The sequence below is a fragment of the Streptomyces sp. MK37H genome, assembly GCF_018035285.1.
GTDB lineage: Bacteria > Actinomycetota > Actinomycetes > Streptomycetales > Streptomycetaceae > Streptomyces > Streptomyces endocoffeicus.
The window spans coordinates 1-8383 of the sequence record NZ_JAAAYH010000399.1 but is presented as its reverse complement, the minus strand read 5'-3'; the positions used below and the strand labels follow the sequence as shown (position 1 = coordinate 8383).

Genomic DNA, 8383 nt, shown 5'->3' with positions numbered 1-8383 from the left:
CCAGGGCCCCGGCGCTCCCTGATACCCCAGCGATCCGCCACCGCCTCGACCAACATCAGCCCCCTCCCCTCCTCGTCGTCCGACGTGGGCGCCTTCGGCACGGGGCACTTCTCGTGGGTATCGCTCACCTCGATCTCCAGAACGCCGCCCCGCTCGTCGTACGTCAGCCGCACCGCGAAGTCCCGCCCCGGTACGCGCCCGTGGAGCACCGCGTTGGCCGAGAGCTCGGCCACGACCAGGATCGCCGCGTCGTAGCCGCCCACCCCCGGGGAGAACCCCCACGCGGTGAGCTGGTGGACGGCCAGCAGCCGGGCGAGCCGGGCGCCGCGCCGGGTGGCGGAGAATCGCTGCGCGAACGTACGTACGGTGACGGGGACTTGGCCCTGTGGTGCGGTCATGGCGGAAGCGTCCCGGCCCGGCGGCGGCCTCTGCCAGGCACGACACCCACCCAGTTTCGCTTGTACCAGTTCACCAACTGGACCGGGTCGGTCACCGCCCGTGACGATATGAGGATGACGAAAGACAGCGAACCGGAAACGTCGGAGAGCCTCAAGACCTTTGGCGCGGTACTCAAAGCGCTACGGGACGAGGCGGGGCTGACCCAGGAGCAGTTCGCCCCACGGGTCCGGTACTCGGCGACGTACGTCGCGAAGATGGAACAGGGCAGGCGCTTCCCGCCGAAGGAACTCATCCCGCGCACGGAGGAGGTCCTGGGCGCCCCGGCCGCCCGCGTTCTGGGTGCGGCGTACCGGACGTTGACCCGGAAGGTGGGTCTCGCGTCGTGGTTCTTACGGTGGGCGGGGATCGAGGAGGAGGCGGTGACGCTCCTCGCGTATGAGTGCCGGGCGATTCCCGGGCTGCTCCAGCCCGAACCGTACATCCGCGCCCTCTTTGACCGGAGGCTGCCGCCCGCCACTGAGGAACAGGTCGAGCGAGAGGTAGCGGCCCGCTTGGACCGCCAGCGCCTTCTCACCGAGAGGCCGAGCACAGCGTTCAGCTTCATCATCGAACAGGCCGTACTCGAACGGCACTTGGGAGGCCCGGAGGTTACCCGGGCGTCGATCGACCATCTGCTGGAGGTCGGCCGTCAGCGCAACGTGGAGATCCAGCTCATGCCGCTGTGTCAGGAGGAGCACTCCGGTGTCGACGGCCACATGTACCTGGCCGAGACCCCTGACCATCAGTGGGTCGGCTACACCGAAGGGCAGCGTTCTAGCAGCCTGATAGTCGCACCGAAAGACGTGAGTGTTCTCCTCCAGCGCTATGGCAGGCTGCGTGCGGAAGCCCTTGACTGTGGGGCGACCGTAAGCCTGCTGAAGCAGATGCGAGGAACGCTATGAGCATGACCCAACAGGACTGGTTCAAGAGCAGCTACAGCGGAAGCGAGGCGGACAACTGCGTCGAGGTAGCCATACGCACCGAGGCCGTCCACATCCGGGACTCCAAGGACACCGAGCGGACCCCGCTCACCGTCTCCCCCGAAGCCTGGACCGCCTTCATCGCGCACATCTGACCTGCTCGTGCCGCCGCCGCTAAGCTGTTCGGATCGGAGGTGGCGGTGGCGGCGCACACACATTCGCACTCACACTCTCGTGGGATGACGAACGACATCCAGGAACGCATCAAGCGGCTGATCATCGACCAGCGGCTTCCCTCGGGCGCCCCGCTGCCCACCGAGACCGAGCTGATGGAGCTCCTCGGCGTCAGCCGCAACTCCGTGCGGGAGGCGCTCAAGGCGCTGCAGGCGATGGGGATCGTGGAGATCCGGCACGGCTTCGGGACGTACGTCGGGCCGATGTCGATGGCGCCGATGATCGAAGGGCTGATCTTCCGTACCGTCGCCGGGCACTACCGGGGCGAGGACAGCCTCCTCCAACTCCTCGAACTGCGCGAGGCCGTGGAGACGGGGCTGATCGCGCGGCTGGCCGGGCGGATTCCGGAGGCCGACCTCGCCGAGCTGGACGCGGTCGTGCGGCGGATGGAGGCGGAGGCGGAGGCAGGCTCGGTGCGCGCCGAGACCGACCGGGCGTTTCACGCCGCGCTTTACGGGAGCCTGGACAACTCGCTGCTGAGCGAGGTGCTGGAGGCGTTCTGGGACGCCTTCCACCGGGTGCGGACCGACCTCGTGGACGTGCCCACCGATCCGAAGGTCACCTGCAAGCAGCACCGGGAGATCCTGGAGTCGGTGCGCTCGGGGGACGCCCTGCGGGCCGAAGAGGCGATCCGCGACCACTTCGGGAACATCCGCATCCGACTGCGTTCGGCGCACCGCGACTAAGCGGATCGACGGACGTCGGCTGCGGTTCGGAGCGCCCCGAAGGGGCGCGGGGAACGGCGCGACCGGCCACGACGGCGCCGCAGCCGATCGACGGCAAAGCGCCGGGCTCACGCCTGGGCGAGCAGAGGGTCGTAGGCTGTCGATCGTCGGCGGCCGGACATGAAGGCCAGGAAGTCCCCGATGAAGGCGCCGCGCGTGTAGGTACGGTCGGTGCCGACAGCGTCGCGGTGGAACGCGGTCTGGAACAGCGTCCGGTATTCGTCTGCGTCGATGTGCTGGTCGCCGTTCTTGTCCGTGGCGTCGAAGAGGACCTCGGCGACCTTGATCAGTGCGGGGCCGGCCAGGGAGGGAACGGCGGTGGCGTACTCGCGGGCGCTGACGCGGCCGTCACCGTCGGTGTCCAGTGCCGTCTGGAGCTCACGCCACCAGTCGGCGTAGGCGTTGTAGAGCCTCGCTTCCTCGGACTCCTCCAGATCGAGACGGGTGGACAGTTCGCGGGCCATGGCGGCGAGGTCCGGCCAGTCCAGGTACCCGTCGCCGGTCTGGTCGAGTACCTCGCGGAAGAACTCCTCCGCACTGCGTTCGGTGCCGGTGCGGGAGACGGGTTCCGGTTGCGGAGGGAGAGGCGTGATCAGCCGGATCAGGGCACCGGCCCGCCGCATTTTGTCGTGCAGGGCGGTGACCGCCCGAGCTCGCGGGTCGTCACTGTGGGGCGAGAGAGCGAGCAGGTCGGCGATGGCGTCAGCTCGGACCCAGCCGTTCGGCAGGAACCGGGTTAGACCGACGGCCAGATAAGCCCCCTGCATCAGGGTCTGAGCACCGGGCATCTCGGGCAGCCCGGCACGCCGGCGGAAGGGCTCCGGGAGCGAGGCAACGGTGATCGCCCCGATGAGCGGGCCGACGACGGCCCGGCCGGTGGCCCACAGCGTGGGCAGCCCGCCCAGCAGGGCCGGAGCGGGCAGATGGTCGAACAGCTTGTAGAGGATGATCCGCATCGCCTCGGTGTTCTCCAGCTCCTGTGCCACCACCTGGTCGTAGTAGAGCCAGAACTCGGAGAGGGTGGGCGGCAGGTGACCGGCCTGGTCTCCCATGGCGGCCAGGTATGCCTGGAACTCGGCGTACAGCCGCTCCATGGCGTGCTGCTCAAGAGGCTGTCCGCTCAGTCGGCACATGGTCACGGTGGACTCGAAGATGGTCGCCACGACCCAGGCCCGTACAGCGGGGTCCATCGCGCTGTAGGGCCGGCCCCGCGGGTCGGTTCCGTTGAGCCGTGCGTGGAGGCGGTTCAGCCGTGCCGCCTCGCGGAGCCGTACCTGTTCGTCGTCACCGAACATGCGCTGCAAGCTGCGGAAGGTGTTGCGCAGCCGTCGCCACGGGTGGGTGACGAAAGTGGAGTTGTCGATCAGCGCGGCGCCGACCTGCGGGTGCGCGGCCTCCAGCACAGTCGCCCGGACCATGGCCAGCGCCCACCGCGGATCATTGACGAATTCCTGGAACTGCGAGCCCGGGCCGAACAACGGCTCGTGTCCGTTCGCCGTGCTCGGCCGTGACGTACCGCCGTCGAACTCGGTCGCACCGTCCTGGGCGCTGTCGGGGGTTCCGCCGTCTGCGATGGTCACGATCGGGAGTCTCCGTTCTGCTCGGGCAGCACGCCACCGAAGCGGCGATCGCGTTGCCGGTAGGTGTGCAGGCATTCGAGGAAGTGCGGCGCACGGAAGTCGGGCCACAGCACGGTCGGGAAGACCCATTCCGCGTAGGCGACCTGCCAGAGCATGAAGTTGGAGATGCGCTGTTCCCCCGAGGTCCGGATGACCAGGTCCACATCGGGTGTGTCGGGGAAGGGCAGATGGGCGGCGAAACTCCGCTCGTCCACCTCCTCAGCCGCCACACCGGCGCGGATCAGTGACCGCGCGGCCGCGACGATGTCCCCGCGGCCGCCGTGATCGAACGCGACGGTCAAGGTCATCCCTCGGTTGTCGCCGGTCAGTGTCATCAGGTCGGCGAAGTCGCGTGCCAGCGCCCGAGGGATTCTCGGGTCGCTCACCCCGAGGAAACGGCAGCGGATCCCCCGCGCGTGCAGCAGCGGCGCGTGCTTGCGCACCACCCCGCGCACCAGCCGCATCAAATAGTCGACCTCGGCACTCGGCCGGCTCCAGTTCTCGGTGGAGAAGGCGTACAGGCTCAGCCATTCCACGCCCGCGGCCCGGGCCGCCTCGATCACGTCGATCACGGTCGCCTCCGCCGCCCGATGACCTGACGTACGCGGCAGGGACCGCTGGGCCGCCCACCGTCCGTTGCCGTCCATCACACACGCCACGTGACGCGGCACCCTGAGCGACCGGTCACCATCAGCGAACCGCGACGCGGCAGTGGGATCGGCGAACGCGTCGCCCGCGGTGTGCCCAGCTACCACGCCAGCCCTCCCCTTGGCCCACCACCACAGGTCAACATGGCGATCGCGCCTGAAGCAGAGTGCCAGCCCCCGAGCCCGAATGCCGCACCGGAGCTACGCATTCACCCTTGGAACAATTGCCCGAATCTGGTCTTCGGCGGGTCGCTCGCCTCTTCCTTCTACTTCGGCCACAGTCATCCCGCGATAACCGTTTGGGCATCACTTGCCCTGGCTGTCACAGCCGCGCCGGTCATCGCCTGGCGGTGGACCGTCCGCCAGGGAGAAACGGAACACGCAGCCCGCCCTTTGGGGGACGATAAGAAGTGAAGTACCGACCGAGTCGCCGCACCCGCCGCTTCGGGATCGGTGCGGCGGCCATCTTCGTGCTGGCCGGGATGAACGGCCCGGCCCTTTACCGTTTCAGCTCGGACAAGTATCACGCGTACAAAATCAACCAACCGGAGTACAAGGCGGAGAACGGCCACTGGGATGTGGTCGATGTCCCCGAGGAATATCGGATCAATACGATCCACGCCGCCCTGCTGCACACCGGCAAGGTGCTGCTGGTGGCCGGCTCCGGGAACAACGCCAAGAACTTCGCCGCCAAATCCTTCCGCAGCGTCCTGTGGGACCCGGAGAAGAACACCTTCACCAACGTTCCCACCCCCAAGGACCTCTTCTGCTCCGGGCACAGCCAGCTCCCGGACGGAAAGCTGCTGGTGGCGGGCGGTACCCAGCGCTATGAGAAGCTCAGGGGCGATGTCGAGAAGGCGGGCGGACTGATGTTCGTCCACAACGAGAGCCCCGACAAGCCGAAGACCCTCCCCGCCGGGGCCCGCTTCACGGGGAAGGAGAACGGAAAGACCTTCGAGTCCAAGGACCCGATTCTCGTTCCGCGCGCGAAGAAGAGCAAGAATCGCAAGGGGAAGGTCACCGTTACCGCGAGCACGGCGCGGGTCTATGTGGAGGCGCTGCGCAAGGGGAAGAAGTATCAGACCGGAACCGAGGACAATTACCGGATCTCCGGCCTGAAGGGAAAGGACAAGCGGAACTTCTACGGGATCGCCCAGAAGCTGTCGTTCGACAAGAAGGACTTCCAGGGCATCAAGCAGGCGTATGAGTTCGACCCTGACGCCGAGCGGTATGTCCCGGTCGATCCGATGAACGAGGCCCGCTGGTACCCGACCCTGACCCCCCTCCAGGACGGCAAGGTGCTCGCGGTCTCCGGGCTGGACGAGATCGGCCAGGTGGTGCCGGGGAAGAACGAGATCTACAACCCCAAGACCAAGAAGTGGAAGTACCTGCCCAAGAAGCGCTTCTTCCCGACCTACCCCGCGCTGTTCCTGACCGACAAGGGCCGGATCTTCTACACCGGCTCGAACGCCGGATACGGCCCGGACGACAAGGGCCGCACGCCCGGCATCTGGGACCCGAAGACCAATCGGTTCGATGTGGTCCCGGGCATCAGCGACTCGGACGCCCTGGAGACGTCGATGTCCGTGCTGCTGCCGCCCGCGCAGGACCAGCGGTACATGGTGCAGGGCGGAGGCGGGGTCGGCGAGGACCCCAAGTCCACGGCGAAGACCCGGATCGTCGATCTGCACGCCGACAAGCCGCGGTTCCGCGATGGCCCGGATCTGTATGCGAAGGCGCGCTATCCGAGCAGTGTGATCCTGCCCGATGACACCGTTCTGACCACGAACGGCTCGGGCGACTACCGGGGCCGTGGCGCCACCAATGTGGTGAAGGCCGAGCTCTACAACCCGAAGAGCAACACCGCGCGTGCGGTGGCCGAGCCGCTGGTGGGCCGCAACTACCACTCGGGGGCGCTGCTCCTGCCGGACGGCCGGGTCATGACCTTCGGCTCGGACTCGCTCTTCGCCGACAAGGCCAACACCACGCCGGGTGAGTTCCAGCAGCAGATCGACCTCTACACCCCGCCGTACCTCTTCCGCGACTCCCGTCCAAAGCTCGCCGAGACCGCGCCCAGGACGGTCAAGCTCGGCGGGAAAACCACCTACCGGACCGGGCACGCATCGGCGATCACCAAGATGCGGCTGATCCGGCCCGGCTCCTTCACCCATGTGACCAATGTCGAGCAGCGGTCGATCGCGCTTGACTTCACCCGGACGAAGGACGGGGTGACGGTGACCCTGCCGAAGGACTCGTCCGTGGTGCCGCCGGGGTGGTACATGCTCAACGCGGTGGACGACCGGGGGACGCCGTCGAAGGCGGTGTGGGTGAAGGTGCCCGCCCCGAAGAAGAAGTGACGGCTAACTACTTCCACGGTCGGCGTTACGGGCGAGATCGAGCGCGTACCGGGGCCACCACCGACCCGCGGTTGGGCCGCCCTTGCAGGTGCCGTCCGACTCGCCCGGACGCTTGATCCACAGATAGGCGTCGATCCGCTTGTCCCCGGTGTCGACGGTCGGCCGCTCGCCCAGCGCCCGGCCCTTCGGATTGCACCACGCCTGCGGGTCGTTCTTACCGGGGGCCGGGCCATTGCCGTTACGGCTGGTGTCGATCACGAAGGGCTTGCCGCCGAGCAGCGCGGACACCCGCTTGCCGTACGCCCGGTTCTCCTGGGTCGTCTGGTAGTTGGAGGTGTTCAGCGCGAAGCCGTCGGCCTTACGGATACCGGCCCGCTTCAGCGGCTCGACCATCCGCCGCGGGTCCTTGATCCAGTGGGGGTTCCCGGCGTCCAGATAGACCTTGGTACGCGGCAGCCCCTTGAGCTTGTCCACAGCGCCGGTCAGTAAGTCGTACCGCTCCTCATGGAACTGCTTGGGCGTACAGCCGTCCACCACGTGCGGCAGCGCGTCGGGCTCCAGGATGACCGTCGCCCGGCGGTCGCCGATCCCCCGGACCACCTTGTCCAGCCAGGTGCGATAGGCGTCGCCATCGGCCGCGCCGCCCTTGGAGTACTGCCCGCAGTCGCGGTGCGGGATGTTGTAGAAGACCAGCAGCGCATCCCGGTTCACCTGGGCCGCGGCCGCGGTGAACCCCCGCGCCTGCCCCTCCGGGTCGTCCACCCCCAGCCACTCCGCGACGGGCTGCTCCGCGATCTTCTCCATCAGCCTGGCCTCGCCGTCCTCGCCCTTCTTCCGATACGCCGCGGCCTGGCGCGCCGCGCTGCCGTCCGGATTCACCCAATAGGGGATCGTCGCCTTGGGCCGCTGCTTCGGCTGCCCGGCGAGCGAGGCATGGTCACTGTCCCCCTCCGAGGCCCCGAAGCACCCGGAGACCACGACACACGACAAGAGCGCCCCGGCGACGGAGACCACACGGGTACGGGCAACGTGACGCGAACGACCGGCGCAACTGCCGTACATCCACTCCCCCTTGGGTGCACGCTCCGGTGAACAAACGACCGGTCGAATCAATGCTTACACACCACCCCGAACCACCGTGCCCTCATCCACAACCCACCCACCGATTCGCCCGTACGCCCACGCCGGACCGCGCCCCGGCGGAGCCCCGGGGCGGGTACAGGGGCGGCGCCCCAAGCAGAGGCCGGGGCGGCGCCCCGAGCGCGGTTCGGGCGGAGCCCCGAGCGCGGTTCGGGCGGAGCCCCGAGCGCGGTTCGGGGCGGCGCCCCGGGTGGAGCTGCAGGGCGAAGCCCCCATGCGGGGCCTGGGGCGGAGGCCCGACCGGGGCCGGGGCGCAGCCGCGAGCGGGAGCCCGGGGCGCAGCCCGGAACGGGGTCCGGCGCG

Annotated in this window: 8 protein-coding genes; 4 read left to right on the top strand and 4 right to left on the bottom strand. The window is 68.3% G+C overall.

Features of this window, described 5'->3' with window-relative positions; genetic code table 11:
• Nucleotides 1-398, bottom strand: a 398-nt coding sequence (locus tag GWI24_RS35720) for an ATP-binding protein (RefSeq protein WP_210950188.1), incomplete at its 3' end; no start/stop codon positions are given.
• 108 nt (nucleotides 399-506) lie between these two features.
• Here GWI24_RS35720 and GWI24_RS35715 point away from each other — a divergent pair.
• From GWI24_RS35715 to GWI24_RS35705, 3 genes are all read left to right on the top strand, one after another.
• Nucleotides 507-1340 carry a helix-turn-helix transcriptional regulator gene (locus GWI24_RS35715; RefSeq protein ID WP_210950190.1) on the top strand — a complete coding sequence of 278 codons (834 nt, stop codon included), beginning with the start codon at nucleotides 507-509 and terminating at the stop codon, nucleotides 1338-1340.
• Nucleotides 1337-1513 carry a DUF397 domain-containing protein gene (locus GWI24_RS35710; protein ID WP_210950187.1) on the top strand — a complete coding sequence of 59 codons (177 nt, stop codon included), beginning with the start codon at nucleotides 1337-1339 and terminating at the stop codon, nucleotides 1511-1513. The genes GWI24_RS35715 and GWI24_RS35710 overlap by 4 nt, the downstream gene beginning before the upstream one ends.
• Nucleotides 1514-1597: 84 nt before the next feature.
• On the top strand, nucleotides 1598-2278 hold the full coding sequence (locus tag GWI24_RS35705; protein WP_210950186.1) for a FadR/GntR family transcriptional regulator: 681 nt from the start codon (nucleotides 1598-1600) through the stop codon (nucleotides 2276-2278).
• Between the two features lie 107 nt (nucleotides 2279-2385).
• On the opposite strand, the gene GWI24_RS35700 is transcribed toward GWI24_RS35705, so the two are convergent.
• Together GWI24_RS35700 and uppS are read right to left on the bottom strand one after the other, a co-directional pair.
• A complete protein-coding gene (locus tag GWI24_RS35700) occupies nucleotides 2386-3795 on the bottom strand; it encodes an oxygenase MpaB family protein (protein WP_247617325.1) in 1410 nt (469 codons plus the stop codon).
• A gap of 98 nt (nucleotides 3796-3893) precedes the next feature.
• The gene (gene uppS, locus GWI24_RS35695) at nucleotides 3894-4607 is read right to left on the bottom strand and encodes a polyprenyl diphosphate synthase (RefSeq protein WP_308344197.1); all 714 of its coding nucleotides are present in this window, start codon (nucleotides 4605-4607) and stop codon (nucleotides 3894-3896) included.
• A gap of 386 nt (nucleotides 4608-4993) precedes the next feature.
• Here uppS and GWI24_RS35690 point away from each other — a divergent pair, with 386 nt between their 5' ends.
• On the top strand, nucleotides 4994-6940 hold the full coding sequence (locus tag GWI24_RS35690) for a kelch motif-containing protein (protein WP_210950184.1): 1947 nt from the start codon (nucleotides 4994-4996) through the stop codon (nucleotides 6938-6940).
• 3 nt (nucleotides 6941-6943) lie between these two features.
• Here the strand turns inward: GWI24_RS35690 and GWI24_RS35685 are convergent, their stop codons facing one another.
• Nucleotides 6944-8002 (bottom strand): glycoside hydrolase family 6 protein, encoded by a 1059-nt coding sequence (locus tag GWI24_RS35685; protein ID WP_210950183.1) that lies wholly within the window; start codon nucleotides 8000-8002, stop codon nucleotides 6944-6946.
• Nucleotides 8003-8383 lie beyond the last annotated feature (381 nt).